The organism is Streptomyces sp. NPDC004111 (genome assembly GCF_042874215.1).
Lineage (GTDB): Bacteria > Actinomycetota > Actinomycetes > Streptomycetales > Streptomycetaceae > Streptomyces.
This window is the reverse complement of record NZ_JBIAMU010000001.1, coordinates 943399-969971: the sequence shown is the minus strand read 5'-3', so window position 1 is coordinate 969971 and position 26573 is coordinate 943399. Positions and strand designations below refer to the sequence as shown.

The window sequence follows — 26573 nt, the reverse complement described above, 5'->3', positions numbered from 1 at the left end:
CCAAGGCCCCGGCTTCGCCCGCCGGACCGCGCCCGCCGCCCGCGGGACGCCGGCTCTCTCGGAGACCTCCACCATGACGCAGCCTTCACGCCCGCAACTCCCGCAACACCCCGGCCCCGGCTCCGGCTCCGGCGGCGCCGCCCCGCACCCCGCCACCCTGCGGACCACCCTGTTCGCACCGCGGCTGGCCGCGCTGCTGCGGGAGCACCGGGGCAAGGAGGTGTTCCGGCTGGAGCCCGACACCATCGGGGTCGCCGGGCACGAACTCGCCGACCGGATCCTGTCCGCCCGCAAGGCGACCGAGACCGAACGGCCCACCTTCAAGCCGCTCCAGGGGCGTTCGATCGCGCCGGCCGAGGCGGCTTCGGTGATGCGGACCGTCGGGCGCGACGTACGCCAGGGACTGAAGAAGCCGTTGCCCGGAAATGTGGACCTCTCCGGTCCGTGGCCGATTACCGGCCACAAGTTCCTGCGGGATCTGATTCTGGGGAACGACCCCTATCGGCTGCGTATTCTGATGAGCCGAAATCTTGAATTGACGACGAAACTCACCTGGTCGGTGATAGCCGCGGGCGCGGCCTTCCCGCGCCCGTTCGCACCGCGGCCGGGAACCGAACTGACCGCCCTCGCACGTATGGTGACCGAAGCCGACGGTTACCACAACCGCCGCTATGCGATGGGCATGTACCGCAGGGCCGCCGCCCCGGTCTGCTTCACCGTCTCGACGCTGGTGGCCAACGCGCTGTGGCTGGGCTCGCCGTTCGACGAGGCAACGTCGAACCGCAACATCCTGTACGAGGCGATGCGGCTGCTGCCCCCCTCGTGGAACATGCTGCGCAACGCGTCCCCGGAGTACCCCGGCTTCGACCCGGCCATCGGCCCCGGCGACGACATCCTCGTACTGCCGCTGCTCTCGCACCGGGACCCGGCGCTGTGGGAGGACCCGGACGAGTTCCGCCCCGAGCGCTGGGACACGCTCGACCCGGACACCGCCCCCGGGTTCCTGGGGTTCGGCCACGGCTCGGAGCGCTGCTGGGGCCGGCACGCGGTGATGCCGCTCGCCGAACTGCTGCTGGACCTGCTGCGCAGCGAAGGGCTGACCGTGAGCCCGGACCAGCGGTCGGCGAAGGTCCCGCTGGCCGGGCTGCTCGGGGTGGACGAGGTGCGCGTCGTCAGGGAGCGGCGTGCCGCCTGAGGAAACGGACGGCTGCGCTCCGGTCGGGGACGGTTTCTTCGCCGACCAGCACGCGCACTACCGGCGCTGGCGGGAGAGCGGCGGCGGTGTGCACAAGGTCCGCTTTCCCGGTGACGCCGCGCTGGAGGGGTGGCTGATCACCGGGCACGCCGACTGCCGGGCCGCGCTCGCCGACCCCCGGCTGCGCAAGGACGCCGCCACCGAACGGTTCGCCGCGCACCTGGGGCTCACCGGCGGCGGCCCCGGCCGCGGGCTCACCGCGCACATGCTCAACTCGGACCCGCCCCGGCACACCCGGCTGCGCAGGCTCGTGCAGGGGGCGTTCACCGCCCGCCGCACCGCCGCCTTGCGGCCCTTGGTCGAGGCACGCGTGACGGCGCTGCTGGACGGGTGGGACGCGGCGGGGGCCGAGGAGGTGGAGCTGATCGGGGAGCTGGCCCTGCCACTGCCGCTGGCGGTCGTCCTCGATCTTCTCGGCGCACCCGGCTCCGCACGGCACGTACGCGTCCGCGGCAACACCCGGAGCCCCGAAGAAAACCACGAGCCCAATGGAACCAACAAGACCGACGGAACCAGCGGGACCAACGGCACCGACGCCGAAATCTCCGTCCGCACCGCCGAATCCCTCCTCGCCCATCTGCGCGCACTCGTCGAGGAAAAGCGGGAGCACCCCGCCGACGACCTCCTGTCCGCTCTGCTCGCCGCACGCGACGACGGGGAACGCCTCTCCGGCGAGGAGGTCACCTCCATGGCGTTCCTGCTGGTGGTGGCCGGTCACCAGACCACCGTCAACCTCATCGCCAACGGCTTCCACGCCCTCCTCCAGCACCCCGCCCAGCTCGCCGCGCTGCGCGCCGATCCGTCACTGGTGCACGGCGCGGTCGAGGAGGTGCTGCGCCACGAGAGCCCGTCCGGCATCGCGTCGCTGCGGTACACGGCCGAGCCCGTAGAGATCGCGGGCACCACGATCCCGGCGGGCGAGTTCGTCCAGATCGGCCTGCTCGCGGCCAACCGCGACCCGGCCGTCTTCGACGACCCCGACCGCTTCGACATCACCCGCGACGCCTCCCGCCACCTGGCGTTCGGCCACGGCATCCACCACTGCCTCGGCGCCCCGCTGGCCCGGCTCCAGGCGGAGATCGCCTTCACGCACGTACTGCGCCGCTACCCGGAACTGCGCCCGGCCGAGCGGTACGGAGCGGGACCGGCCGACGGCAGCCCGTGGCAGCCCAACGCCCGCCACCGGGGCCTGCGCACGCTACCGGTCCGACTGCGCCGCCGGCCGGACACCCCGGCAGCGCCCTCCCCGGCGAGTCAGTCCCCGGCCGTCTCCGCCGACACCCACTCCAGATAGGCCGCACTGCCGTCCGTGACGGGTACGACGACCACCTCCGGCGTGTCGTAGTCGTGCAACTCCCCGACACGCGCCGCGAGCCGGGCCACCAGGTCACCACGCGTCTTGAAGTCGACACGCCACTCCTGCCCCCGCACGACCGCCCCCTCCCAGCGGTACACGGAGGACACCGGACAGATCTGCGCACAGGCGGCCAACCGCTCCCCGACGACGGCGTCGGCGAGAGCCCCGGCCTTCTCCTCGGTGTCGGTGGTCGTGGTCAGCACGGCGTACGCGGGAGTCGTCGTCATGGCGCGAGGGTACGCACACGGCGGCCCGCGCACACGGGTGCGGGCACGCGTGGAGGTGCTGGCCCCGTGGCCCGGCTGGAGAGGGGGGGGGGAAGACGCACGCAGCTCGGCAGTCCCCTCCGGCTGACCAGTGACTTTGTCGGATATTCCCTGGCGGCGGTGTCCGAACTGCGGGTAGAAAGAGGCTCCATGAGCACCTCTGCCTCCGCCGCGGGCATCGCCCCGGCGCCCTCTCCCCAGGACTTCGTGCGCACCACCCTCGAACTCGACGAGGTGGTGCTGCGGCCGTGGAGCCGGGACGACATCGACGAGCCGACCACGCTGGACGCTCTGGTGGCCGCCGCCAACGATCCGCAGATAGCCCTGTGGAACCCCCTCCCGGCCGCCGACCGGGACGCCGCAGCGAAGTGGCTGGAGGTCCGTGAGAACGCCTGGGACGCCGGGAACGTCGCCACCTTCGCCATCGTGGAGAACACCCGGCTGACCGCCACCACGGACACCGTGCCCGGTCTGCTGGGCGCCCTCACCGTCCGCTGGACCGACCGGGCGGACGGCCTGGCGATGATCGGCTACTGGCTGCTGCCCGCCGCGCGCGGCTGGGGTCTGGCGACCAGGGCGACCATCGCGGCTGCCGACTGGGCGTTCGCCACGGCGGGCGTGCGCCGCCTCGAACTCGCCCACGCCGTCGAGAACGAGGCCTCCTGCCGGGTCGCCGCCCGCTCCGGCTTCCCCGCCGAGGGCGTCCTGCGCGCCTCGTACCGCTTCGGCGACGGCGCGTACCACGACGAGCACCTGCACGCCCGGCTGGCCACCGACCCGGCCCCGGAACCGGCGGGCGGGCGCGGCTGAGGAAGGATCTGTTCCCATGGCACCGCGCAACCCCACCTTCCGCGACGTCGACGGCGAGCGCGTCCCCGGCACCTGGCGGCACGCGTTCATCAGGAACGGCGGCCACCACCTGACCGACCTGGTGATCTACGCCGACGGTCTGATCGACTGCTGGGGACTGGTGACGCTGGAGGAGTTCGACGAGAAGCTGCGCTCGGGGTGGGTGGCCACCGAACTGCCGGAGGGCGGCGAGGCGTCCGTGTACGGGATCGGCTCCTGGACGTTCACCGGGGTCCGCTCGTACACGACGCGGGAGGACCTGCTCGGCGAGGTGCGCGACGAGATCGAGCGCCTGAACGGCCGCCCCACCTCCACCGACCGCTGCCTGGCCGCCGCCGACTCCTTCCTGGCCGACCCCACGGAGGCCAACCGGGCCCTGCTGCGTACCGCGTACCTGGAGATGCCGGAGACCGTACGGGTCTTCGCGCTCGGGGACATGGACGCCAGGGACGTACCGCTGCGGGTGCTGGCCGCGGGCCCCGGCGGCACGTTCCACCGGTGGGACGAGCCGGTCGACGAGGACGAGTACGCCGACGCCGTCGCGTACTTCGCCGAGCGGGACCACTGGCGCGGGGTGGCCGAGCGCCGCCGGGAGGCGGACGGACCGCGGGAGCCGCGCTCGCCCACCGTCCCCCTGGACCCCCATTTCGGCGTCTTCCGCCCGCAGGCGGAGGCCGGTACGACGGCCCTGCGCAACGAGTACCCGGCTCCGGTGCTGCTCGACGGCGTCACGTATCCGACCGTGGGGCACGGCTACTGGGCGCTGTCGACCGACGACCCCGCCCGCCGGGACCTGATCCGCGGCGCCGGAACCCTGCGCGCGGCGCGCGAACTCGCCGAGGAGTCCCCGCGCCGCCCGCACTGGGCGGATCTGCGGCTGACCGTGATGTCCCGGCTGCTGCGCGCGAAGTTCGCCCAGCACCCGGCGCTTGCCGAGGAGCTGCTGCGCACCGGGGACGCCCCGCTGCACTACGGCGACCTGGACTCCCCCCGCTTCTGGGGGCGCGGCGGCGCGACGGGACGCAACTGGACGGGCCGGCTCCTGGAACTCGTACGGTCGGAGCTGCGGGCGGAGCGGGCGGGGCTCTGAGCGGGGCGGGGCGCTTTCGCGGCTCAGGCGGCCGACCGCTCGCCCTCCGGCCGCCGGCGGGCCGAGGTGTCGTCGAGTGCCGGGTGCCGCCACACGCCGTCCGGGTGGTACAGGTTGGTGCCGGGCGGCACGATCTCGTCGATCCGGTCGAGGGTCGCGTCGTCGAGCACCAGCGAGGCACCCTTGAGGAGGCCGTCCAACTGGTCCTCGGTGCGCGGGCCGATGATCACCGAGGTGACCGCCGGGTGGGCGAGCGGGAAGGCGACGGCCAGCTCCGGCAGCGTACGGCCGAGCCCCTCCGCTACCTCCGCGAGCCGGTCGGCGACGTCGAGCTTGACCTGGTTCTCCGGGATCGCGGGGTCGAACCGCTTCGGGTGGAGCCGGGCCCGGCCGCCGTCCAGGTCCACCGGGCGGCCCTTGCGGTACCTCCCCGACAGGAACCCGGAGGCCAGCGGGCTCCAGGTCAGCACGCCCATGCCGTAACGCGCCGCGACCGGCAGCACGTTGCTCTCGATGCCGCGGGCGAGCAGCGAGTACGGCGGCTGCTCGGTGCGGAAGCGCGGCAGTGCGCGGCGGTCCGCGGCGTGGTGGGCCTCGACCAGGTACTCGGCGGGGAAGGTCGAGCAGCCGAACGCCCGGATCTTCCCCTCCCTGCGCAGGTCGGCCAGCGCGTCGAGGGTCTCCTCGATGTCGGTGGTGTCGTCGGGCCGGTGCACCTGGTACAGGTCGATCCGGTCGGTCTGGAGCCGCCGCAGACTGTCCTCGACGGCCTGCACGATCCAGCGCCGCGAGTTGCCGCCCCGGTTGCGCCCCTCCCCCATCGGGAAGTGGAACTTGCTGGCGAGCACGGTGCCGTCGCGCCGCGCACCCCGCAGGGCCTTCCCCACGACCACCTCGGACTCGCCCGCCGAGTACATGTCGGCGGTGTCCACGAAGTTGATGCCCGCGTCGAGCGCCCGGTGGATGGTCCGTACGCAGTCGTCGTGATCGGGATTGCCCACCGAGCCGAACATCATGGTGCCGAGACAGTAGGCACTGACTTCGATCCCGGTGCCGCCGAGCGTGCGGTAACGCATGGTGGGGTCCCCCTGTTTCGTCCGATTCCGTGCTGGCTGCGCACTCTAGGAGTTGGAGTGGACTTGAGGTCAAGTCCCGTGGCGCGGCTCCGGGTTGGCGGTCGCGAGGGCTGCCGCGTAGCCGTCGCGGACCTCGATGTCGGTGAGGAGCCAGCCGGGGATGTCGCCCGGTCGCGGGCCGGCGCCGACGTAGGTGGCGTCCAGGGGTACGGCGAGGCCGGTTCCGGTGCCCTTGAGGTAGGCCTCCTTGCGGCACCAGCAGCGGCCGAACGCGGTGAGCCTGGCGGCGTCGTCCGTGGCCAGGGCGGCGAGTTCGGCGCGTTCGCGGGGATTCAGGACGCCGGAGACCTCGTCCGCCTGGCCGGTGTCGGTGAGGAGTTCGACGTCCACGCCGACGGCGGTCGGGGCGAACGCGAGGAGCACCAGGTCGCCGCTGTGCGAGAGGGAGAAGTGGAGGTCGGCGCCGGGAACGCAGGGGCGGCCGTGCGGTTCGGGGCAGAGCGGGCAGGGCTCGCGGCCCAGGACGATGTCGCCGGGCGCCCGGCCGAGGTAGGCGCCGAGCAGGTGGCGCAGGCCGATGTGGGCGGCGGCGTAGCGGGCCTTGTCGACGTCCCTGCGGAAGTCGGTGTGCCGTTGGCGTTCGGTGGCGTCCAGCAGGTCGAGGGAGCCGTCGGCCGTGCCGTCGCCGTACTCGGCGATGCTCAGCTGCCAGACGTCCGCGCCCGCTCCGGGGAGCACGAGGGCGCCCTCGAAGGGGCCGGGGCGCAGCGTGCGCGGCACGGCGGGGGGCCTCATCGCCCCGGGGCCGTCCTCCTCCTGCTGCGCTGGGCGGGCTCGCGGAGGTACGGACGACATCGGGCGGGGCCTTCCTGATGGGTTCGGGTGGGCTGGGGCCGGTGCTGAGGCGGTGGTTCGTAAGGGCTGAAGGGACACTTTAAGGCTTGCGGAAGGGTGGGTTCGGAGCGGCTCCCCGGCCCCGTCGGCCGCCGCTCCCCGCGAGTGGCCCGCCCGCCCGTCAGGCCTTCCGCTTCGGGCGCGGCGGTGGCCCGTACAGCCGGTGCACGGCGTTGCGGACGGCGACCCGGCCGGCTTCGCGGAAGGAGCGGTCCCGGGAGTCCACCTCGTGGATACGGATGCCGCGTACGACGACGGCCACCGCCACCCGTACGCCGCGCGCGGCGCCGACGGCCGCGAGTTCCTCGCGCAGTCCTGTCTCCAGGGCGGCCAGGTACCCGGGCACCGTCCCGGGGTCGTCCGGCAGCCGGGCGTCCGCCGCGATCTCGAAGGCCACGCCGTCCTCCCACGGCTCGAAGTCCACCGTGACGGAGGCGAAGTCGCAGGGGCAGCCGGCCTGGCGGGCGTATGTCGCCCGGAGGTCCCGGACGGGGTCCGGCGGGAACGGTCCTGGCGGGGGCGGGCCTGACGGGGGCGGGCCTGACGGAAAAGGGCCCGGCGGGAGAGGGTGCGTCGCGTCCGCGTTCGCCGTGGCGTCCCCCGTCACAGCCATTCCGGCCGGTCGGTGCCCCAACTGCTCACGGACCGGCTCCAGTTGCCCGGCGAGCCCGAGTAGCTCACGGGCGGGAGGGCGTGGGTGAGGGTGCCGTACGGGGATTCGGCGGTGGTCAGCCAGCGGTCGGGGGTGTCGCTCCCGGAGGGCCGGTCCGCGGTGGCCGGGTGCGGGTCGGTCGTGTCCCCGTCCGGGCGCAGGCCGTGCATGAGCCAGGACGCGGTGCCGGCGAGCGAATACTTCAAGTGGGTTCCTCCGCCGTCCGCCTGACGCTCCGTCAGGGCGCGCAGTACGCCGCCGGCCACGAGGTAGCCCGTACCGTGGTCCAGGGCCTGCGCGGGCAGCGCGCCCGGCCTCCCCTCCGGGCCCTCGCCCTCGATCGAGGCGATTCCGGTACCCACCTGGACGAGGCTGTCGAAGCCGCGCCGTCCCGCCCACGGCCCGTTCCAGCCCCAGGCGCACAGCTGGGCCACGATCAGGCCGGGACGGCGCTCCATGAGCGCCTCGGGGGCCAGACCGAGGCGGTCCAGGGCCCCGGGGCGGTATCCGGACAGGACGACGTCCGCGGAGGCCAGCAGTCGCTCGAAGGTCGCGCTGTCACCGGGCGTGCCGAGGTCGAGGAGGGTCGAGCGCTTGCCCATGCCCGTGTCGGTGTGGGTGTCGGCGTCCTCGCGGAGGCCGGGCGAGTCGATGCGGAGCACATCGGCGCCGAGCAGGGCGAGCGTGCGTGCCGCGACCGGTCCGGCGAGCACCCGCGTCAGGTCCAGGACCCGTACGCCCGCCGCCGGGAGCGCGGCGTCGGGGAGGCGGGGTCCTCGGGCGGCGGATGCGGGACGGTGGCGCTCGACGAGCGGGAGCGCGGGTACCGGGCCGCCGGGGCCGCTGGGGCCGCCGGGGCCTTCCGGTGCGGGTGCCGCACTGCCGGTGCGGTCCGGTGCGGGTGCCGGACGGCCCGTGCGGTCCGGTCGGTCCGTGTGGCCTGTGCGGTCCGGCGCAGGTGCCAGGGCTACCGCCAGGCCGCCGGCCGCGTACACCGCTTCCTGCACCTGGTGTGCCGTACGCGATTTCAGTTCGGTGGCGAGCGCCTCGGCCTGTGCGTGGTCGTCACGGGTCCCGTCGTCCGGGATGCCGAGGGCGGCGAGCAGGCGGGCGCGGTGGTGGGGGTAGTTGGCGTGTGTGCGCACCCAGCTGTCGGCGGTGCGCCAGAAGCCGGACAGCGGGGCGAAGTTGGTCGGTGCGCGGCCGTCGATGCGCAGGACGCGTTCGCTGTGGAAGGCGGTGGCGACGGCTCCCTCGGAGACCCGTACGGCGGGCACGTCCGGGGCCGCGCCGCGTGCCGCCGCGAGTTCGGCGGCGGCCAGGGAGCAGGCACCGACCGTGGCCCGCGCCAGTTCCCGTACCGGCAGCCGGGCCGGGAGCACGTCGCCCGCGTCCCGCGCGTACGACACCTTCGTCACCAGGTCGGGCCGGCCGCCGAGGGCCGCCCAGGCATGGGCCGTCGCGGTGTCGGCCCCGGGGCCGGGGTGGTCCCGGTCGTCGCCGCGCTCGTCCCTGGTCCCGCCGTCGCTGTACGTCATGTCGCCAGCATGCAGCACCGACGGCGCCCCGGAGCGAAGGTGTGAGCCAGCTATCACGCGGCGTGCGCGGGCGGTGCGTCAGGCGAAGGTCACCGCCGGATACGCCAGCAGCATCCAGGCGCCGAAGCCGAGCTTCAGCAGCGCGTCGGTCACGCCCAGCGCGCGGACCGGAACCCTCTTGGCCGCGTACAGCCCGATCAGTGCGTTGGCCGAGGTGGCGACGCCAAGGAGGGTCATCAACGGGCCGTGGGCCAGGCCCATGAGCAGGAAGTGCAGACCCACCACGAACAGGATGCTCAGGATGAGCGTCCGTTCGTCCTGCTGCTGCTTCTGGTAGCGGGTGACGACCAGATAGATCAGGCCCATTTCGAGAACGAAGGAACCTGCCAGGCCCGCGATCTGCACGAAGGAGGGCGAGCCGAGCGACGGGAGCAGTGCGCTCAGCCCGCTCGCGACGAATCCGGCCACACCGCCGCCGATGGCGAAGGGCACCCACCGGCGCTGGAATATCCAGCCGAGCAGGAAGCCGAGGCCGACGCAGAGCAGGAAGAGGCCGCCGCCGCGGATGAGGGGGTACGGGTGCGGGGGGCCGGGCGCGGCCTCGGCGAGGGAGACGAGGGGGGTGAGGGAAGCGAGGGAGGTGTGGAGCGCGGAGGCGGTCATGGGGTCAACTCAATCTGCTGGGGTGCGGGTTCGGCGAAGGGGGTATCGGGGCACCGTCGGCCGGTGTGCGCGCGGGACGCGGGAGGGGCGGTGCCCCGGCCCGTCAGCCGGTGCGCAGGACGCGGAAGGTGCCCGGGTCCGCCGGGTCGCGGTCGGTGACCTGGATGGGAGTCCCGGTCCACTGCCACACGTCGATGCCCGGTGTCCGGGAGAACCGGATCGGCCCGCGCGTGCCCTCCACCGCGATGCGCGGCCAGCCCGCGGCGATCTCCGCACGGTCCGTGCCGTACGCGCGCAGGGCCGCGGCGAGCACGGTGACCGTGTCGTGGCCCTCGAACGCGACGAAGGAGGGCTCTTCGCCCAGCCGCTCGCGGAGGGCCGCCCCGACGCGGGCGCCGAGCGGCGTCGGGTGCTCGGGCAGGTAGCGCAGGAACGGGATCGCGGTGCCCGCGGCGCCCAGCAGCTCTCCCCATCCCGGGAGTTCCGGCTGCCCGGCGGGAGCGCCCAGCAGGAGCCCGGCGAGGCGCTCGTCCTTGCGGACCGCCTCGACGATCGGCACCGCCGGTTCCGGGTGGCCCACCAGCAGGAGGAGAGCGGTCGCGCCGTGTTCGGCGAGGGCGTCGCACAGCGCCGCGGGGTCGAGCGTGCTCGCGTCGAGTTCGAGGACGGTTCCGCCGTGCGGGGCGAGGTGGTCGCGCAGGATGCGGGTGCCCGAGGCCCAGTAGGCGCTCGGCTGGGTGGCCACGGCGATCCGGCGGTGGCCCGCGCCGCGCAGGTGGTCCGCGTAGATCCGCCAGCCGCGGGACTGCGGCGGGGCGATCCGCGCCACCCACCCCCCGGCGCCCGGCGCCGCCCCGGCGGGGGGACCCTCGTGGGCCGGCTGCCCGGTGAGCACGTCGAGCACCGCCGAGGAGCAGAGGTACGGCAGCCCCAGGGCGTCGGCCCTGGTGGCGACCGTGCGGGCGACCACGCTGTGGTACTCCCCCACGAGTGCCGCCACGCCCAGCCCGGCCAGTTCGTCGACGGCCGCCCCGGCCCGCACCGGGTCGGCGGCGGTGTCCCGGACCAGCAGTTCCAGTGGTCTGCCGTCGATCCCGCCCGCGTCGTTGACCTCGCGGGCGGCCAGTTCGAGCCCGGCGAGCAGGTGGCGGCCCGCCTCGGTCCAGCCCGGCCGGGTGAGCGGGGCGAGCGCACCGATCCGGACGGACTCCCGGGGAGACGGCGGTACGGGTGCGGCCGGTGCGGGGGACGGCGATGCGGGGGGCTGTGACGCGGGGGGCTGTGACGCGGGGGGCTGTGACGCGGGGGGCTGTGACGCGTGGGGCTGTGATGCTGAGGACGGTACGGGTGACGAGGGTGACGGCGGTGTGTTCATGGCGCACATTGCAGCCGCACCCTCGCCCCCGGGCAAGCGGTTAACGGCCCGTCCGGTCAGCGGCGTTGTCCGCCGGACCCCAGCAGCGCGTCGAAGAAGTCCTCGCGCGCGCCCTCGTCCTCGGCGAACCACAGGCTCATCCGGTGGTCGGCCGTCGGGAACACGAGCCGGGTGTAGTGCGCGTCCGAGGCGGTGAGGGCCTCGTCGACGGCCTCGGTCACCGCGGGTGGGATCACCGCGTCGACCGCCGGGGTGGCGAGCACGGCGCGGACGGTGGCGGGCAGGGTCCGGAAGACGTCCAGGGCGGGGGAACTCCGCCAGCTGTCCGGTGTACGGATGATCTCCGTGAAGCCGTCCCCGAACCGCACCGGCCAGGCGCCGGCCCCGTACACCGCGGGTGCGCCGAGCCCGACCGCGGCGACGCGGGGGCCGTAGTGCGCCGCCAGGTCGGCGACGGTCTGGCCGCTCATGCTGAAGCCGACGAGCACGAGCCGGGTGCCGGCGGGGGCGTGCAGGTCGACGAGGGTACGGGCCTGGGCGAAGCGGCGCCGCAGACTGAGTTCGCGGAGGTGTCCGGTGCTGGCGCCGTGGCCGGAGAAGTCGAGAGCGAGCGCGCGGTGACCCCGGGCGGCGAGGTGGGCGCCGAGGAGGCCGGGGCTCTGCTTGTCGCCGTTGCCCGCGCCGTGCAGGAGGACGGCGGTGAGGCCGGACGGGGGGCGTTCCAAGTGGCTGCCGGTGGGGGCGGACTCCGTACAGCTGAGGGTCTCGCCGTCGCAGTCGAGGGTGAACTCGCGCGATTCCACCGGGAGTCGTCCACTCCGCTCGCCGCTGTCCGGTGCGTCCTGCGCCATGTCGGTCATGCGGTCGTGGCCTCCTGCGAGGTGGGAGTGCTGCCCGGCCCGCACCCTACCCACCGGGGAACCGCCGCACCCCGTCGCCCACTTACACTCGATCCGATGATCGATTCCACCCCGCCCGCCGCTTCCGGGGGCGTCCCGTCCGCTGCCGCCGCCACCGCGGCCGGCCCCGCCGACGTTCCCGTACTCGTCGACCCCTCGCCCGGCTGGCGGGCGCAGGGGCTCGCGCTCGCCGCCGAGCTGCGCGCCGCGCTCGCGCCCACGGCCGTGCACGTCGAGCACATCGGCAGCACCGCGATCCCGGGGATGGCGGCCAAACCCGTCCTCGACCTCCAGGTGGCTGTCGTGGACCTGGCCGCGGCGGAGCGGGACTTCGCCGGACCGCTCGCCGACCGGGGCTTCCTGCTCTCCCGGCACCGGCACGACCACGTGCCCGCCGGGCTCGACGACGACCCGCGGAAGTGGGCGAAGCGGCTGTGGACGCGGCGGCCCGACCAGGGCGCCCGCCCGGCCTCCGACGGCACGCCCGCCGTCCCGGACGTCACCGCCGTCGCGGACGCCGTTGCCCTACGGGCCGTCAATCTGCACGTGCGCCGCGTCGGTTCGCCCAACGAGCGGCTCGCGCTGCTCTTCCGCGACTGGTTCCGCGCGCACCCCGAGGCCGTCCCCGCGTACGCCCGCTTCAAGCGGCTGCTCGCTGAGGCGGTCGCGGACACCGGGGTGTACGCGGACGTCAAGGACCCGGTCGTCGACCTGGTCGTCACGGTCGCCGAGCCGTGGGCCGAGGCCACCGGCTGGGCGCCGTACGGGGGTTGAGGGAACCGGTGGCGCCCATGGTCCGCGGACGGCCGACGAGACCGTACGGGGCGGGCCCGCCCGCACCGCTCCGGGCCGCCGGCCGGGGGCGGACCGGCGGGCCCCGCATACGTACGGTTCGAGGAGGAACCGGCCAGGTTCGGTTTCCGTGTGCGGTGCGGCTGGTTGTATGCGGGATACCTGCGAGAGTGCACGGAAGCGGTTGGTGGGAGGGTGAACGGCATGGGTGACGACCACGGGGACACCGACGGGACGCCCGGGACCGAGGACGCCCCCGCCACCGCCCGGGTGCTCAGCCTCCACACCTCCCCCGGCGCCACCGGCCAGGACGCCGGGGCGGGCGCCGACGAGGCGCCGGACACCCTCTGGCACATCACCCTGAGCGTCTGCGGGCCCGCCGCCCCGCTCGCCGAGGTGCGGCGCGCCCTGGAACGGATCACCCACGACTTCCCGGCCCTGGTGAACGCCCGCTACGCGGCGGACCGTGCCGAGCTGCGGTACTGGAACGAGGCCCTCCACCTGCCCGGGGCGACCGGTGCGGCGCTGGACTTCTGGTCGGCGCACCGGCAGGGCACGGTGCTGCGCGAGTGGGGGGTCAGCGGTCTCGAAGTGCTGGGCCGGAAGTTCTACCGGCAGCGCATGGCGGGCGGACCGTACAGCGTGATGCGGGGCGACCGGGTGGCCCTGATGGAGGTGCCCGGCAGCTGAGCCGCCGGGTGAAGCCGTACTGGACGGCTGTCTGTTACGGGGCGGTCGCCTCCGGCTGTGGGGCGGTCGCGCGTTTGGCGGCGTAGCGGCGGGCCTTGGTGCGGTTGCCGCAGACGCGCATCGAGCACCAGCGGCGGCTGCGGTTCTTCGAGGTGTCCCAGAAGACCCAGGCGCAGCCGTGCTCGGCGCAGCGCTTGAGGCGGGCGATGTCGCCGGTGATGCCGATCTCGGTCCAGGCGATGGCGACGGCAGCCAACCCCGTGCGTACGGGCGGGAGTTCGGGGGACGGCGCCAGGGACGTACGGGCGTCGGGGCGGGCGGTGGTGCGCAGCGGCAGTTCGCACAGGGCCCGGTCGGCGGCGGCGACCAGGGCCGGGTCGGGGGTGTCCGCGTGCAGGCCCAGGCTCTCCCGGAGGCCGCCGCGCAGCCGGAGGCCGAGGTCGTGGTCGGCGGAGGTGACCCGGGTGCTGGCCGGGAGCAGGTCGTGCTCGGTGAGCCAGGCCGCGAGGTGGGCCGGGGTGTCGAGGTCGTCGGTGCCGAGTTCGACGTCGACGGTGTTGGCGAACGCCTCGACCAGTCGGGCCGGGGGCGGGGCTTCGATCATGCGGCGGCTCCCATCAGCGATCGGCGGGGCAGGGCTGGCTGGCTGGCTGGTCGCAGTATTCCGTGTTCCCTCTCCATGCTAACCGGCTAAAGCGTTGACCGGTGCTCGCAGGTTCTGGCAGTCTGCTTCACGACAGGAATAACCAGTGAAGCCGTTAGCCGGTTAGGGGTCGCCTCGTGAGTGTGTCGGAGACGCTGAACAGCGGGCCCCCGGAAGCCGTTCCGGCCCCGGATCCCTCGCGCGGCGGGGCGTACGGGCCGCACGGCGGGACGAGCCCCGCGCCCGCCGGGGCCGGCGATCCGCACGCCACAGCGGGCGACGCCCCGCGCGGCACCCGCAACACGCTCGTCCTGCTCGCCCTCAGCGCCGTCACCAACCTCGCCGACGGCATCGCCAAGATCGCCCTGCCGCTGCTGGCCACCCGCCTCACCGGCTCCCCCGGCCTGATCTCGCTGGTCGCCCTCACCCTCACGCTGCCGTGGCTGCTCCTCTCGCTGCCGGTCGGCGTGCTGGTCGACCGCGCCGACCGGCGGCGGCTGCTCTGGCTGGCCAACGGGATACGGCTGCTGGCCGTCGGCGGGCTCCTGCACGCGGTGCTCACCGATTCCCTCGCCCTGCACACGCTGTTCGTCGCGGGAGCGGCGCTGGGCGTCGCCGAGGTGATCGCCCAGACCTCGGAGAGCGCGCTGATCCCGGCAGTCGTGCCGCGTGCCGGACGCGAACGCGCCAACGCGTGGATCACCGGCGTGGAGACGGCCGCCAACGAGTTCTGCGGCCCCATGATCGGCGGCCTGCTCCTCGCCGCCGGCACCGCTCTCGCGCTGGGCACCACCTGGGTCGCGTACCTCTCGGCCTGCCTGCTGCTCCTGCTGCTGACGGGCCGCTTCCGCGCGGCCACCGGCAGCCCGGACCCGGTAGGCGGGCCGGACCCGGTAGGCGGGCCGGGCGCGTCCGGCGCCGCCGCCTCCGCCGGCTCCTCCCCCGCCCTCCTCGGTGAGCTCACCGAAGGTCTGCGCTTCCTCTGGCGCAGCCGCCTCCTGCGCACCATGTCCCTCATCCTGACCGTGCTGTGCGCCAGTTGGGGCGCCTGGCTGGCGCTGATGCCGCTGGTCGCCAAGGAACTGCTGGCGCTGTCGCCGCAGGAGTACGGGATTGTGCTCAGCGCCCTGGGCGTGGGCGGGCTGGCCGGCACGCTGACCGTCACCTGGGTGAACCGGCTGCTCGGCCGCCGCTGGGCGATGTTCGCGGACCTCCTGGGCACGCTGGCGATGATGGCGGTGCCCGCGCTCACCACCCAGGTGTGGGCGGTCGCGACGGCCGCGTTCCTCGGCGGCATGGGCGGCACCCTGTGGACCGTGAACGCCCGGCTGATCTCGCAGAACGTCGTGCCGGACGCCCTGATGGGCCGCTACAGCAGCGCCGCCCGGCTGCTCACCTGGGGCGGTATGCCGGTGGGTGCGGCGCTGATCGGTGTGCTCGCCGAGTGGCTGGGCACCAGGGCGGCCTTCCTGCTCTTCGCGCTGGCGGTGGCCGGCACCGTGTGGCCGTTCCTCCGCAACGTCACGCGGACGGAACTGAACCGGGCGGAGTCGAGCGGCACGCACCGGACCGGGACCGGGCAGAACGGGACCGACCGGAGCAGGGCCGGGCTAGCCGAGGACGCCTGACCCGCGCAGCGCCCCCGTCCAGCCGGTGCGCGCCGCCCGCCACTCCTCCCCGCACCCGGCCGCCCGGGTCGCGGGGAGCGGCCCGTCCGGGGATGCCGCCAGTGCCCGGCGGCGGGCGGGCGCGGCCCCGTACACCCAGCAGCGGATCGCCTCGGCCCGTTCCCGGTCCGAGGAGTGCTCATCGTCCGCCGCCTCCTCGTACACCTCGGCGGACGCCTGCCAGGCCCCGGCGGCGGCGAGCAGCCGGCGCTCGCCGGGCTCGCCGCCGCGCAGCAGCATCAGGGCGGCGAACCGGTCGGCCGCGTCCTCCTCGTTGCCGTCCGGCGCCAGTGCGGACACGTCGAGGCCGAGGACGTCGACGAGGGCGTGCGCCGACTCGTGGAAGAGCGTTTCGAGGAGCACGGCGCGCACGTCGGCGTCGGTGCCGGCCGGGCGGACGCCGGCGTCCCGGAACAGTTCGCGGGTCTCGGCGACCTCGTCGTAACAGATCTCCACGCGCCGGGCCTCCGGGTCGTACGAGGGCCCTTCCCCCGCGCAGGACCGGACCACGAGCGGTACCGGCCGCCGCGCTCCCCACCGCAGGAATCCGGCCAGTGCGGCGGCGGCCTCCTCGACGGCCCGGGACGTGCGCAGGAAGGCGGCGTCGCGCCGGTCGGCGGCGGTCGCCGGGGGCTCGTACCGCACCGACAGCACCGGGCCGTGCCCCGAGGGCACCGGACGCACGGGGTCCGCCGGGCCCGCCGTGTCCGCCGGCGGCGCCGGGGGCTTCGCGGCCGGCTGCCCGCACCCGGAGACGAGGGAGGCCAGGACGGCCAGCAGCACCAGCGGGCCCCGCCGCGCACAGCCGCGGGACGACCGGCCCGTACGTCCCTTTTCCCACATTCGCCCATTCGCACGGAGCCATCCTCGCCGATCCCCGGAAGCCGCCCGCACGCCCCCCTGAGCGCCATTGACAGAGCGGCGGCCGAGCGGTCCGCTGCATACATGCTTCGGGTTCTGGTGATCGCCGAGGTGCGGCTGTACCGCGAAGGCCTGGCGAGCATCCTCGCGGCGCACGCCGACATCGGGGTGGTGGGCAGCCGGTGCCGCTGGCAGGACGCGGTTCCGCTGGTCGCGGAGGTGCGCCCGGACATCGTGCTGCTCGACGCCCCGCCGGGCGAGAAGACGACCGCGGTCCGCAGGCTCACCGGCGGCTCCCAGGAGCCGGGGGCGCCCGCGGTGCGGGTCGTCGCGCTGTCCGTGGGCGGTCACGAGGACGTCGTGGCGTGGGCGGAGGCGGGCGTCTGCGGCTTCGTCACCCGGGACGACTCGGTCGACGAACTGGTGGCCGTGGTGCGGGGCGTGGCGAAGGACGAGCTGCCGTGCTCGCCGGGGATCGCCGCCGCGCTGCTGCGCCGGATCGGCACGCTCGCGGCGGACGGCGGCGGGCGCCCGCCCGACGCCGGGCCCCGGGCGCGGCTCACCGCCCGGGAACTGGAGGTGCTGGACCTGATCGGCAGGGGGCTCGCCAACAAGGAGATCGCCCGCGCGCTGTTCATCTCGCCCGCCACCGTGAAGAACCATGTGCACAACATCCTGGACAAGCTCCAGGTGGAGTGCCGGGCCGACGCCGCGGCGGCAGCCTACGGGCGCGGGCTGGAGCGCTCCCGGTGAGGGATGCCCGGGACGCCGCCCGGGACGGCCGGGCCCCCGCCCCGGACCCGTTCGGCCTGACCGCGGTCCTGCGCCGCCTCGACACGCTGCTCGCGGCGGCCCTCGTGCGCGCGGAGGAGGCGTACGGGGCCGAGGCCGCCGGGGACAGGTTCCGCGGGCTGCACATCGACGCGGCGGAGGTGGTGCGGCTGATCCGCAGGGCTCCGGGGGAACCGCTGCTCAGCGCGGGCGGGCCGGCGGGCGAGCCGTTCGCGGACGGCACCCGCCCGGCCGTGCTCAGGGACCGTTACGGTCTCTCCGCCTTCGATCTCGACGTGCTGGTCGTCGCCCTCGCCCCCGAGCTGGACCTGCGCTACGAGCGGCTGTACGGGTACCTCCAGGACGAGGTCACCAAGCGCCGCCCGACCGTCGACCTCGCCCTGCACCTGCTGTGCGCGACGGCCGAGGAGCGGCTGGTGCGCAGGGAGCACTTCCAGGGCGACGCCCCGCTGGTACGAGGCCGGCTGCTGCGGCCCGTGCCGGAGGCGGCGGCCGTCCCGCTGCTCGCCCGGCCGCTCGTACTGGACGACCAGATCGTCGCCCACCTGCTGGGGAACCGGGGTCTTGACGCCCGGCTGGCCGGTTTCGCCGCGTGGTCCCCGGCCGGGGGCGAGGGGGCCGGGCAGGAGTCCGGTCGCGGTTTCCACCGGGTGGCCGACCTGCTGGCCGCGGCGGCCGAGGAGTGGCGTGCGGTACGGGTCCATCTGCGCGGAGCGCCGGGCTCCGGGCAGCGCGAGGTCGCCGAGGCCGCGGCGCGGCGCGCGGGGCGGGTACTGCTGGTGGCGGATCTCGGGCGGGCGCCCGTCGGCTTCTTCCGTCGTCCCGACGAGGCCCACCTGCTGTTCCGGGAGGCGGAATTCCGGGGCGCGCCGTGCTTCGTCGAAGGGGTCGACGTGCTCCTGGCGCACGACCGGCGCGCCGAACTCTCCGCGTTCATGGCCGAATTGGGCCGCTCGACGGGCCCGGTGGTGCTGGCGGGAGCGGAGCCCTGGCCGGCGGCCCCGCTGCCCGCCGCTCCGGCCTCGGAGCGGCCCGCCGCCCCCGTGCACCGGATCGACTGCCCGCCGCCGGACGCCGCCCTGCGGGCCGAGCTCTGGCGGGCCGAGCTGTCCCGGGCCGGGCTGCGCCTCCCCGCCGCCACCCGTACCGCGCTCGCCCACCGCTTCCGGCTGACCGGTCCGCAGATCGCCCAGGCGGTGTCGCTGGCCCGGGACGCGACCGCCCCGCGCTGCGGGCGCTCCCCGGCGCCGGACGACCTGCCCGACGCGCTGTTCGCCGCCGCCCGCAGCCGTACCGGCGACGAACTGGGCGCGCTGGCGGTCAAGGTGGACGCGGCGCACCGGTGGGAGGACCTGGTCCTGCCGCCGGACTCGCTGGACCAGCTGCGCGAGCTGTGCGCCCGCGTCGCGCACCGCGAACGGGTGCTGAACGACTGGGGGTTCGGGGCGCGGCTCACCCTGGGCCGGGGTGTCTGCGCGCTCTTCGCGGGGCCGCCGGGCACGGGCAAGACGATGGCGGCCGGGATCGTCGCGCGGGAGCTGGGCATCGACCTCTACCGGATCGACCTCGCGGGCGTCGTCAGCAAGTGGATCGGCGAGACGGAGAAGAACCTCGACCGGATCTTCGCGGCGGCGGCCACCGCGAACGCGGTGCTGCTCTTCGACGAGGCGGACGCCCTGTTCGGCAAGCGCTCCGAGGTGCGGGACGCGCACGACAGGTACGCCAACATCGAGGTCTCGTACCTGCTCCAGAAGATGGAGTCGTACGACGGCATCGCCCTGCTCGCCAGCAACCGTCCGCAGAACCTCGACGAGGCGTTCCTGCGCCGGCTGGGCTTCGTCGTCCGCTTCCCGTTCCCGGAGGAGGAGCGGCGCCGGAGCATCTGGGAGCGGGCCTTCCCCGGCCGGGTGCCGCTCGCCGCTCCGCTCGATCTGGCGGCGCTGGCCCGGGAGTTCCCGCTGAGCGGTGCCGAGATCAGGAACGTCGCGCTGGCCGCCGCGTACCTCGCGGCGGCGGCCGGTACCCCGGTGACGGCGGAGCTGGTGCTGCGGGCGGTGCGCAGGGAGTACGAGAAGGCGGGGCGCGGCTTCCCGGCCGCCGGGGAGGGCGGCGGCTGACGGGGCGCGGCGCCCGGGAGCCGGGCCCGCCCGGTGTGCCCCAGCTCACCGCCACCCCGGATGTACGGCACCGTACAAAGTGGCTAACCTGAGGGTTGTACGCCACCGCACAACGCGTCGGCCCGGACCGGGACAGCCGCCCGCCGGGTCCGGCACAGCGCGTCGGCCCGGACCGGGACAACCGCCCCGCCCGGCCCGGCGCACACGCAGAGCTCCGATCCTCCGCCCCTTCCAGGTAGACGAGGCAGTCATGGCGACGAAACTCCCCACCAGCGCGCACACCGGCCGGCCGTGGCGCATCCACGAGATCGCGGGCGACTTCCGGGTGGAGGACGTCTGGGCGTTCCGCACCCCCGGCGCGGGACCGGGGGACTTCGCCGCCATGCTCGCGGCGATGCGCGCGGCGGGCGGCCCCGCCCGGCAGACGGCGCCGGTCCGGTTCCTGTTCGCGGTGCGCTGGAAGCTCGGCGCGCTGCTCGGCTGGGACACGCCGGAGGCGGGTACCGGGGGCCGGGTCGATTCGCTGCGCCGGCGCATGCCCGCCGACCTGCGCGAGGCCCCGCAGGGCCCCGACGACCCGGACATGCCGCTCAAGCCGCTGTACGAACTCGACGACGAGGCCGCCCGCGAACTGGCGAACAAGACGGTCCACACGGTCATGCACCTGTCCTGGGTAGCGGCCGGCGACGGCGACCACGAACTGCGCATGGCGGTCCTGGTCAAGCCGAACGGAACCTTCGGACGGCTGTACATGGCCGGTATCGCCCCCTTCCGCCACCTCCTCGTCTACCCGGCGCTGACCCGGCAGTGGGAGCGTGCCTGGCGGGAGTTCGGGCCCGCCGGGCCGGAGGCGAAGCCCGCGGGAAGCACCGGACGCGTCCCGGCGGGGGCGGTGGCCCGCGCCGTGGGGAGCCGCGTTCCGCCGCGCCTGCGTGCCCTCTCCTCGATGCCGGACTTCGACTACGCCGACGCGTTCTCCCTCGCCACCGACAGCGCGGAGCGCACCCCCGAGCAGTGGGCGCGGGCGATGTTCGGCGACGTGCCCGGCCCCGGGGAGCGGCTGATCTGGCGCGGACTGCTCGGGCTGCGGCTGGACTACCGGCGCGGACCGGACACCGTGGCGGGCTGGCGGGTCGCCGCGCGCGGGGAGGACTGGATCCGGCTGGAGACCGCCTCCTGGTTCCTCACCGGCAATCTGGTCGTCCGCACGGCCGAGGGGCGGGTGACGCTGGTGACGTTCCTGCGCTACGACCGCCTGCTGGGCCGGATCGTCTGGCCCCCGCTGTCCGCCGTGCACCGCGGTCTCGTCCCCGGCGTGCTCCGCGGCGCGGCGGCCAAGTCCCGCTGACCCGGCCGCGCGCCGCACCCCTCCACACTCGCGCCCGGCCGCACGCCGCGCCCCCTCGCACCCCTCCACACTCGCCGCCCGGCCGCACGCCGCGCCCCCTCGCGCCCGTCGCACACCGCGCGCCCGGCCGCGCCCGGACCGCGCCCGGCCGCGCCCGGACCGCCGCCGTTCCCGGGCCGGGCCCGACATGGACCCCGGGTGGACCCGTGGATCCATGTCACCGCCCGCCCCGCAGCGCGGAGACTGGCCCCGGCCGAACCGTGCGCGAAGGGGGGTGGGGGCCGTGCCGCCGATCAGGGTCGTACTGATCGACATGCCGCAACTGCTGCGGCAGATCATCCGGGACGTCGTCGACACCCGGCCGGACATGACCGTGGTCCGGGTCCACCCCCGCCGGGTGCCGCTCGTGGAGGCCGTCGACCTGGACGACGCGCAGGTCGTCGTCTTCGGGCAGGAGTCGCCGGGGCTGAGCCAGGAGTGCCGGGAGCTGCTGGAGGTACGGCCCCGGGTGCAGGTGCTCACCGTCTCCGGCGACGGCACGGCCACCACCTCGTACGGGCTGCGCTCGCACCGGGAGCCGTTCGGCGAGGTCCGGCCGGCCCAACTGGCCGACGCGATACGGGCCGTGGCCGCACGGTCGCGGTGGTGAGCGGCATGACGGCGGGCACCGTGGGGGCCGGGGTGGACCTCGCGCTCGGGGCACTGTTCCGGGAGCGGATGACGACCCTCGGGGCCGGCACGCCCGGCGGTGTCGCGGCGGCGCAGATCGGGTTCGCACCGCCGGACGCCGACTGGGCGAACGACGTCGGACACCTCGCCCCCGCCCGTGCGCTCAACGTCTACCTGGCCGAGCTGCGGGAGAACCGGGAGCTGCGGTCCAACGAACGCCTCCGGTCCGCGCTGCCGGGCCCGGCCGGGCGGCAGCAGGCCCCGATGCGGGTCGACTGCCACTACCTCATCTCGGCGTGGAGCCCGTCGGCCGACCGCGCCACCCGCACCCTCGACGAGCACGGGGTGCTGGGGGAGGTGCTGGCCGTACTGGTGCAGGCGCAGGTGCTCACCGCGGGCGGCGAGGAACTGCCGATCGCCGTGCTCCCGCCCGGCGGCTTCGGCCCGCTCCGCGACTTCTGGCACGCGATGGGGGACGAGGCCCGCTGGCGGCCCGTGGTGCACCTGGTGGTCACCGCCCCGGTGCCGCGGGCGGTGGAGTACCTGGCACCGGAGGTCACCACGCGGTTCGCCGAGTACCGGGTGAAGGACCCGGACCGGCCGCACGGCACGCCCGGGGCGGCGGGGACCCGGCTGCAGATCGCCGGGGTGGTGCGGGACGGGGGTGTCCCGGTGGCGGGGGCGTGGGTGCAGCTGGAGACCGCGGGCGGCGACCCCGTACGGGCGGTGCGGTCCAACGGGCGGGGGGAGTTCACGTTCCCCGACGTGGCGCCGGGGAACCACCGGCTGCTGCTGCGGGTGCCCGGCCGCAACGGGCCCCCGGCGACCGCGATCACCGTGCCGTCGCCCACCGGCCGCTACGACCTCGCCCTGTCGTGAGCGTGCGGGCCGTCAGGACAGGGCGACCGCGAGCAGCCGTCCGCGAGCGAGGAGAGGGTCGGACATGGTCCAGTACAGCCACCCCGGTGTCTACATCGAGGAGTTCACGCCCGGCAGCCCCATCGAGGGCATCAGCACCAGCACCGTCGCCTTCCTCGGCACCGCCGGGCGCGGCCCCGCCCACCGGCCGACCCGGCTGAGCAGCTGGGACGCGTTCCGCTCCACCTTCGGCGACTTCCTGACCGGGACTCCCCCGAGCCACCTCGCCCCCGCCGTCCACGGCTTCTTCCTCAACGGCGGTACGGACTGCTTCGTGCTGCGCGTCTCCACCGCGGAGCGCGCGCACGCCGAACTGCTCGGCAGGCCCGCCTCCTCCGTCGAGTCGGTGCTGCACGTGGAGGCCGCCGAGGAGGGCCTGGCGGGCGACGGGATCACGGTGAAGGTGACGGACAACAGCCTGCTCGCCCGCACGCTCGAAACCGCCGGTGCGGGCGCCACCACCCTCGCCGTCCACTTCGCCGCCTCCGCCGTGCGCGGCAGCGGCCTGGCCACCGGCCCCGGCGCCGACCGCAGGACGGTCCCCGTCGTGGACAACCGCGGGTTCCTGGTCGGCGAGCCCGTGCTGCTCACCGCCCCCGACCCGGCCGAACCCGCCCGCACCGTCGAACGCTCCGGGACCGTCGCCTCGCTCCGCGGCACCGACACGGTCGTCCTCGCCGAGCCGGTGCCCGGCGCGGAGACCTTCGTCCCCGACGGCACCCTGCGCTCCGCCGACCTGCGGCCGGGCACCCGCGAACTGCGGGTGCGGCTGCCCGACGGCGTACGGCTGGAGCAGGCGCTGCCGCGCGGCGCCACGGTCAGCGTCACCAAGGGCAGCGCCACCCCCGACATCCGTACCGTCGAAGCGAGCACGTCCCGTGCCGGCGGGTGGGCCCTCATCACCCTCACCGAGGCGCTGGCCGGCAGGTACGTCACCTCGGGCGCTCCCGTCCGGGTCGCCTCGCTCGAATTCGACCTGACCGTGACGCTGGCCGACCTGGTCCGGACGTACTCCTTGCTGTCGATGAACGCCGAGCATCCCCACCACTGGTCCGTGCGGGTCCCTCCGGACCTGGTCGTGCTCCGCGACCCCGTGCCGCCGCCCGCGGCGCCCGCCGCCGACCCCCGCCCGCGACCGGCCGAGGTCCAGCTCCACGGGGGCGCGGACGACGACCGGGCCGCCGCCTGGGCCGGGCTGCTGGCCGCCCCGGCCGCCGAACTCGCCGGGCTCGACCCGTACGGGGAGATCGACCTCGTGTGCATCCCCGGGGCCACCGCCCCCGACGCGCAGAAGGCCCTGGTGGACTACTGCGAGGGCCGCCGCGACCTGGTCGCGATCCTCGACTCGGTGCCGCCGGGCCCGCCGCCGCCCGCCGGGCCCACCTACCAGGAGAGCCTGCTCGCGCAGGTCGACGGACTGCGCGGCGGCCACTTGGGCTTCGCCGCGCTGTACTGCCCGTGGCTGCGGGTGCGCAACCCGGTCACCCGGCGGATCGAACTGTGGCCGCCGTCCGGGCACGTGGCCGGTGTGTACGCCCGCACCGACGCACTCTCCGGGGTCCACACCGCCCCCGCGGGCACGAACCTGCGCGGTGTACTGGGCCTGGAGCGGCTGCTCAGCAACGCGGACCAGGACCCCCTCAACCTCGCCGGGGTCAACGCCCTGCGCGTCTTCCCCGGCTCGGCCTCGCCCGTCGTGTGGGGCGCCCGCACCACCGCCACCAGGAACCGCTACTGGCAGTACGTCAACATCCGCCGCCTCTTCGTCTACCTGGAGAAGTCCATCGAACTGGGCATCCAGTGGGCCGTCTTCCGCCCCAACGACCAGGACCTCTGGCAGGACCTGAAGCGCACCGTCACCGACTTCCTCACCCGCGCCTGGCGGGACGGCGCGCTCTTCGGCGCCACCGCCGGGGAGGCCTTCTACGTCCGTATCGACGAGGCGCTCAACCCGGAGCCGGAACGGGCCCTGGGGCGGCTGCACATGGAGGTGGGGGTGGTGCCGGCGTATCCGGCGGAGTTCATCGTCGTACGGATCGGGATCTGGCAGGGCGGCTCTCAGGTGTCGGAGGCGTAGGCCGCTCCGTCCTCTCCCGCTCCCTGCTCCCGCCTCCGTGCCGTCCGACCGTCCGCGAGAACGCGAAAGGAGTCCGTGGTGACACAGCCGGCCGTGCCGAAGGATCCGTTCACCGGGTTCAACTTCCGTATCAGCATGGACGGGCTGACCCGGGCCGCCTTCCAGGAGTGCACCGGGCTCAGTTCCGCCATCGACCTCATCGAGTACCGCGAGGGCGGTGCCACCCACCCGTCGAAACTCGCCGGGCTGACGAAGTACGGGAACGTGGTGCTGCGCCGCGGCGTCACCGACGACCGCGAGCTGTACGACTGGCACCTGGCGGCCGTCAACGGTGACATCAGCCGCCGCAACGGCTCCATCGTCGTCCTGGACCGCAAGGGCGGCGAGGCGGCGCGCTGGAACTTCTTCGGCGCGTGGCCGCAGCGCTGGGAGGGGCCCGCCCTGAACTCCGAGACCAGCGGGATAGCCGTCGAGACGCTGGAGCTGGCGGTCGAGAGGCTGGAGCGGGCATGAGCGGCTTCCCGGTTTCCCCCGCCTCCCCGGGCGCGCCCGTGCCGCCCCCGGTGTCCGTCTTCCGCACGGAGCACGAATTCACCCTGCCCAAGGGGTACTTGGACGACGAGGGCACGCTGCACCGGACGGGTGTGATGCGGCTGGCCACGGCGGCCGACGAGATCCTTCCGCTGCGGGAGGCGTCGGTGCAGCGGAACCCGGCCTATCTGACGGTCATCGTGCTGTCCCGGGTGATCACCAGGCTGGGGGACGTCGGGCTGATCACGCCGCCGCTGATCGAGCGGCTCTTCGCGAGCGACGTGGCCTATCTCCAGGACCTCTACAACCGGCTCAACGGTGACGGCGACGCCGGGGCCGACGGCTCCCCGGACGGTGCCGTCGTCGCGGTCTCGTGCCCCCACTGCCGTCATGAATTCGAGGTGGTCCGGCCGTTGCTGGACAAATCGTAGGCCACCCGCACGAAGAGCTGTACGAGCAGGTGGCCTTCCTCGCGTACCACTTCCACTGGGGGCTGGAGGAGATCATGTATCTGGAGCACGCGGAGCGACGACGGTGGGTACGCGAGATCTCGCGCATCAACCGCCGGCTGAACGAGGGAACCGCCGGGGCGGGTGGGGCTCATGAGTGAGACCGGGGGCGGGAGCGCGGGGACGCGTGCGGGTGGCTGGGTGTGTCTGCGGCGGCCCTGGGCGCGGCCCGGACGGTGGGGGCCCGGCGGGCGGCTGACGGGGTGGCGGCCCTTGCTCGGGGCGCGGGTGGCCTTCCGGGCGGTGGAGGGCAGGCGGGCCCGGGGGGTGCGGAGGGTACTGCGGCGGGAGCGGGGTGCTGCGGGAATTCCGTCCCCGTTCCGGCGTGCGCGGGCGGAGTTTCCGGCCGCCCGGACGGGTGCGGGTGCCGGGTGGGTTCCGCCCCGGTGGGCGGGGGCGGGTCTTCCGGTGGCCAGGCCGGGGGCGGGAGTGGGTCCGCTTGCCCGGCCGGGGACGGGAGTGGGTTCCGCTGTCCGGCCGGAGGCGGGTGCGGGGTTGGGCGGGCGGTGGGTGGTACCGCCGCGCGGGGCCGCTCCCGGTCCTGCCCCTGCTCCTGCTCCCGCCCCTGCCCCTGCCCCTGCCCCTGCCCGGAACCGTGGCGCCGCCCCGGACCCCGGGTGGCAGCCCGTCCGAGGGCGGTTCGTACCGGCGGTCCCGCCGCGGCCGGTCCCACGGTTCCCCGCGCCCGCACCTGCCCGAGCGACCGCGCCCTACCAGCACCCCCACCGCCGCCCCATGGGCAGCGGGGCCGCCCCGGGGGCGGAACGGGTGGGCATGGGGCGGCCCCCCGCGGAGCCGCACCCCCCGCTCCCGCTCACCACCGCCCACCCCGCCCCGCTCCCGCTCGCCCACCCCGCCCAGGGCCCCACCCCGCCCACGCCCGCCCCGACGGCCGGTCGCCCAGCCCTCCTCCCACCACCCCCCGCACCCCCGCCCCCCGCCGCACCCCCCGAGCCTCCCGACCTGGACGCCCTCGCCGACCTCGTCCTGCACCGCATCGAACGCCGCGCCCTCGCCCAGCGCGAGCGCCTCGGGCGGGGGTGAG

Annotated in this window: 27 protein-coding genes; 17 read left to right on the top strand and 10 right to left on the bottom strand. The window is 75.0% G+C overall.

The genetic code is table 11. The annotated features are described in order from the left end of the window. Positions 1-73: 73 nt before the first annotated feature. Together ACFYVL_RS04355 and ACFYVL_RS04350 are read left to right on the top strand one after the other, a co-directional pair. A complete protein-coding gene (locus tag ACFYVL_RS04355; RefSeq protein ID WP_389241250.1) occupies positions 74-1195 on the top strand; it encodes a cytochrome P450 in 1122 nt (373 codons plus the stop codon). Beyond that, positions 1185-2549: a cytochrome P450 gene (locus tag ACFYVL_RS04350; protein WP_389241249.1), complete on the top strand. Its 1365-nt coding sequence runs from the start codon at positions 1185-1187 to the stop codon at positions 2547-2549. Before ACFYVL_RS04355 ends, ACFYVL_RS04350 begins: the two co-directional genes overlap by 11 nt. On the opposite strand, the gene cutA is transcribed toward ACFYVL_RS04350, so the two are convergent. Beyond that, on the bottom strand, positions 2510-2839 hold the full coding sequence (gene cutA, locus ACFYVL_RS04345; protein WP_389241248.1) for a divalent-cation tolerance protein CutA: 330 nt from the start codon (positions 2837-2839) through the stop codon (positions 2510-2512). The genes ACFYVL_RS04350 and cutA overlap by 40 nt on opposite strands. Positions 2840-3028: 189 nt before the next feature. Here cutA and ACFYVL_RS04340 point away from each other — a divergent pair, with 189 nt between their 5' ends. Continuing rightward, a complete protein-coding gene (locus ACFYVL_RS04340) occupies positions 3029-3688 on the top strand; it encodes a GNAT family N-acetyltransferase (RefSeq protein ID WP_389241247.1) in 660 nt (219 codons plus the stop codon). Between the two features lie 16 nt (positions 3689-3704). Then, entirely contained in the window at positions 3705-4817 is a 1113-nt protein-coding gene (locus tag ACFYVL_RS04335) for an NADAR family protein (protein WP_389241246.1), read from the top strand. A 23-nt stretch (positions 4818-4840) separates the two neighbouring features. Here the strand turns inward: ACFYVL_RS04335 and ACFYVL_RS04330 are convergent, their stop codons facing one another. From ACFYVL_RS04330 to ACFYVL_RS04300, 7 genes are all read right to left on the bottom strand, one after another. Then, the gene (locus tag ACFYVL_RS04330; RefSeq protein ID WP_389241245.1) at positions 4841-5893 is read right to left on the bottom strand and encodes an aldo/keto reductase; all 1053 of its coding nucleotides are present in this window, start codon (positions 5891-5893) and stop codon (positions 4841-4843) included. 69 nt (positions 5894-5962) lie between these two features. Beyond that, positions 5963-6688, bottom strand: a complete 726-nt coding sequence (locus ACFYVL_RS04325) for a 4'-phosphopantetheinyl transferase family protein (protein ID WP_389241244.1) — start codon at positions 6686-6688, stop codon at positions 5963-5965. Between the two features lie 220 nt (positions 6689-6908). After that, positions 6909-7211, bottom strand: a complete 303-nt coding sequence (locus ACFYVL_RS04320; RefSeq protein ID WP_389241243.1) for a hypothetical protein — start codon at positions 7209-7211, stop codon at positions 6909-6911. A gap of 179 nt (positions 7212-7390) precedes the next feature. Beyond that, positions 7391-8977: a CoA transferase gene (locus ACFYVL_RS04315; RefSeq protein WP_389241242.1), complete on the bottom strand. Its 1587-nt coding sequence runs from the start codon at positions 8975-8977 to the stop codon at positions 7391-7393. Positions 8978-9055: 78 nt separating this feature from the next. After that, the gene (locus ACFYVL_RS04310) at positions 9056-9640 is read right to left on the bottom strand and encodes a DUF6609 family protein (protein WP_389241241.1); all 585 of its coding nucleotides are present in this window, start codon (positions 9638-9640) and stop codon (positions 9056-9058) included. Positions 9641-9743: 103 nt separating this feature from the next. Then, positions 9744-11015 carry an ABC transporter substrate-binding protein gene (locus ACFYVL_RS04305; RefSeq protein WP_389241240.1) on the bottom strand — a complete coding sequence of 424 codons (1272 nt, stop codon included), beginning with the start codon at positions 11013-11015 and terminating at the stop codon, positions 9744-9746. A 56-nt stretch (positions 11016-11071) separates the two neighbouring features. Beyond that, positions 11072-11875: an alpha/beta hydrolase gene (locus tag ACFYVL_RS04300; RefSeq protein WP_389241239.1), complete on the bottom strand. Its 804-nt coding sequence runs from the start codon at positions 11873-11875 to the stop codon at positions 11072-11074. A gap of 96 nt (positions 11876-11971) precedes the next feature. Between ACFYVL_RS04300 and ACFYVL_RS04295 the strand changes: the two genes are divergently transcribed. After that, a complete protein-coding gene (locus tag ACFYVL_RS04295; RefSeq protein WP_389241238.1) occupies positions 11972-12688 on the top strand; it encodes a GrpB family protein in 717 nt (238 codons plus the stop codon). A gap of 222 nt (positions 12689-12910) precedes the next feature. Then, positions 12911-13396 (top strand): hypothetical protein, encoded by a 486-nt coding sequence (locus tag ACFYVL_RS04290; RefSeq protein WP_389241237.1) that lies wholly within the window; start codon positions 12911-12913, stop codon positions 13394-13396. A gap of 34 nt (positions 13397-13430) precedes the next feature. On the opposite strand, the gene ACFYVL_RS04285 is transcribed toward ACFYVL_RS04290, so the two are convergent. Continuing rightward, positions 13431-14000 (bottom strand): CGNR zinc finger domain-containing protein, encoded by a 570-nt coding sequence (locus ACFYVL_RS04285; RefSeq protein ID WP_389241236.1) that lies wholly within the window; start codon positions 13998-14000, stop codon positions 13431-13433. 176 nt (positions 14001-14176) lie between these two features. Between ACFYVL_RS04285 and ACFYVL_RS04280 the strand changes: the two genes are divergently transcribed. Then, a complete protein-coding gene (locus ACFYVL_RS04280; RefSeq protein WP_389241235.1) occupies positions 14177-15667 on the top strand; it encodes an MFS transporter in 1491 nt (496 codons plus the stop codon). Here ACFYVL_RS04280 and ACFYVL_RS04275 read toward each other — a convergent pair. Further along, positions 15650-16549: a DUF4344 domain-containing metallopeptidase gene (locus ACFYVL_RS04275; RefSeq protein ID WP_389241234.1), complete on the bottom strand. Its 900-nt coding sequence runs from the start codon at positions 16547-16549 to the stop codon at positions 15650-15652. The two genes, ACFYVL_RS04280 and ACFYVL_RS04275, sit on opposite strands and share 18 nt — an antisense overlap. Before the next feature lie 102 nt (positions 16550-16651). Here ACFYVL_RS04275 and ACFYVL_RS04270 point away from each other — a divergent pair, with 102 nt between their 5' ends. From ACFYVL_RS04270 to ACFYVL_RS04225, 10 genes are all read left to right on the top strand, one after another. Further along, complete coding sequence (locus ACFYVL_RS04270; RefSeq protein WP_389241233.1) at positions 16652-17320, top strand: LuxR C-terminal-related transcriptional regulator; 669 nt, start codon at positions 16652-16654, stop codon at positions 17318-17320. Beyond that, complete coding sequence (locus tag ACFYVL_RS04265; RefSeq protein WP_389241232.1) at positions 17317-19476, top strand: ATP-binding protein; 2160 nt, start codon at positions 17317-17319, stop codon at positions 19474-19476. The genes ACFYVL_RS04270 and ACFYVL_RS04265 overlap by 4 nt, the downstream gene beginning before the upstream one ends. 250 nt (positions 19477-19726) lie before the next feature. Continuing rightward, the gene (locus tag ACFYVL_RS04260) at positions 19727-20824 is read left to right on the top strand and encodes a DUF2867 domain-containing protein (RefSeq protein ID WP_389241231.1); all 1098 of its coding nucleotides are present in this window, start codon (positions 19727-19729) and stop codon (positions 20822-20824) included. 283 nt (positions 20825-21107) lie between these two features. Next, on the top strand, positions 21108-21473 hold the full coding sequence (locus ACFYVL_RS04255) for a hypothetical protein (protein WP_389241230.1): 366 nt from the start codon (positions 21108-21110) through the stop codon (positions 21471-21473). Positions 21474-21478: 5 nt separating this feature from the next. Further along, a complete protein-coding gene (locus ACFYVL_RS04250) occupies positions 21479-22372 on the top strand; it encodes a Pvc16 family protein (RefSeq protein ID WP_389241319.1) in 894 nt (297 codons plus the stop codon). A 64-nt stretch (positions 22373-22436) separates the two neighbouring features. After that, positions 22437-24488 (top strand): phage tail sheath family protein, encoded by a 2052-nt coding sequence (locus ACFYVL_RS04245; protein WP_389241229.1) that lies wholly within the window; start codon positions 22437-22439, stop codon positions 24486-24488. Positions 24489-24566: 78 nt separating this feature from the next. Beyond that, a complete protein-coding gene (locus tag ACFYVL_RS04240; protein WP_389241228.1) occupies positions 24567-25001 on the top strand; it encodes a phage tail protein in 435 nt (144 codons plus the stop codon). Further along, on the top strand, positions 24998-25450 hold the full coding sequence (locus ACFYVL_RS04235) for a hypothetical protein (RefSeq protein ID WP_389241227.1): 453 nt from the start codon (positions 24998-25000) through the stop codon (positions 25448-25450). Before ACFYVL_RS04240 ends, ACFYVL_RS04235 begins: the two co-directional genes overlap by 4 nt. Beyond that, on the top strand, positions 25444-25629 hold the full coding sequence (locus tag ACFYVL_RS04230) for a DUF6760 family protein (RefSeq protein ID WP_389241318.1): 186 nt from the start codon (positions 25444-25446) through the stop codon (positions 25627-25629). The genes ACFYVL_RS04235 and ACFYVL_RS04230 overlap by 7 nt, the downstream gene beginning before the upstream one ends. Positions 25630-26302: 673 nt before the next feature. Next, a complete protein-coding gene (locus ACFYVL_RS04225) occupies positions 26303-26572 on the top strand; it encodes a hypothetical protein (RefSeq protein WP_389241226.1) in 270 nt (89 codons plus the stop codon). Position 26573: the final 1 nt, after the last annotated feature.